This window comes from Zhenpiania hominis (assembly GCF_014333425.1).
GTDB lineage: Bacteria > Bacillota > Clostridia > Peptostreptococcales > Anaerovoracaceae > Hominibacterium > Hominibacterium hominis.
In genome coordinates, this window is sequence record NZ_JACRYT010000042.1 from 1 (window position 1) to 1,568 (window position 1,568).

The following is a 1,568-nucleotide window of genomic DNA, read 5'->3' on the forward strand; positions in this document are numbered from 1 at the left end:
CGCCCTTAAAAATTCATAGCATAGTCCTCCATGCTCCTTAGAAAGGAGGTGATCCAGCCGCAGGTTCTCCTACGGCTACCTTGTTACGACTTCACCCCAGTCATTGGTTTCACCTTAGGCAGCCTATTTGCCGGCCAACTTCGGGCGCCCCCAACTTCCATGGTGTGACGGGCGGTGTGTACAAGACCCGGGAACGCATTCACCGCAGCATTCTGATCTGCGATTACTAGCAACTCCGACTTCATGCAGGCGGGTTGCAGCCTGCAATCCGAACTGGGATCGGTTTTTGAGTTTTGCTCCACCTCGCGGTCTCGCCTCTCTCTGTTCCGACCATTGTAGCACGTGTGTAGCCCAGGACATAAGGGGCATGATGATTTGACGTCATCCCCACCTTCCTCCGTGTTATCCACGGCAGTCTCATTAGAGTCCCCATCTTACTGCTGGCAACTAATGACAAGGGTTGCGCTCGTTGCGGGACTTAACCCAACATCTCACGACACGAGCTGACGACAACCATGCACCACCTGTCTCCTCTGTCCGTAGAAAAAACCGATTAAGGTCCTGTCAGAGGGATGTCAAGCCCTGGTAAGGTTCTTCGCGTTGCTTCGAATTAAACCACATGCTCCGCTGCTTGTGCGGGTCCCCGTCAATTCCTTTGAGTTTCACACTTGCGTGCGTACTCCCCAGGCGGAGCACTTATTGCGTTAACTCCGGCACCGAATTCTTGCGAACCCGACACCTAGTGCTCATCGTTTACGGCGTGGACTACCAGGGTATCTAATCCTGTTTGCTCCCCACGCTTTCGTACCTCAGCGTCAGTTGTCGTCCAGAAAGCCGCCTTCGCCACTGGTGTTCCTCCTAATCTCTACGCATTTCACCGCTACACTAGGAATTCCGCTTTCCTCTCCGACACTCAAGTCCTCCAGTTCGAGGGGCCAACAGCAGTTAAGCCGCTGCCTTATACCCCTCGCTTAAAAAACCGCCTACGTACTCTTTACGCCCAATAATTCCGGATAACGCTCGCCCCCTACGTATTACCGCGGCTGCTGGCACGTAGTTAGCCGGGGCTTCCTCGGTAGGTACCGTCACTTCCTTCTTCCCTACCGACAGAGCTTTACGACCCAAAGGCCTTCTTCGCTCACGCGGCGTTGCTGCATCAGGCTTTCGCCCATTGTGCAAGATTCCCCACTGCTGCCTCCCGTAGGAGTTTGGACCGTGTCTCAGTTCCAATGTGGCCGTTCACCCTCTCAGGTCGGCTACTGATCGTCGCCTTGGTAGGCCGTTACCCCACCAACTAACTAATCAGACGCAGGCCCATCCCTTGCCGATAAATCTTTGTCCTCTCTATCATGCGATAAAAAGGATTTATGTGGTTTTAATCCCGGTTTCCCGAGGCTATCCCTCTGCAAGGGGCAGGTTGCCTACGCGTTACTCACCCGTCCGCCGCTTTCCACTCTTAACTTCAACCGAAGCGTCCGTTAAAAGCTTCTCGCTCGACTTGCATGTGTTAGGCACGCCGCCAGCGTTCATCCTGAGCCAGGATCAAACTCTTTTTGAATGGTATCAAA

The 1,568-nt window shown here is 53.8% G+C and carries 1 rRNA gene; it reads right to left on the bottom strand.

Annotation, left to right across the window (positions count from 1 at the left end):
* Window positions 1-41 precede the first annotated feature (41 nt).
* Window positions 42-1,558, bottom strand: a 16S ribosomal RNA gene (locus H9L42_RS16440).
* Window positions 1,559-1,568 lie beyond the last annotated feature (10 nt).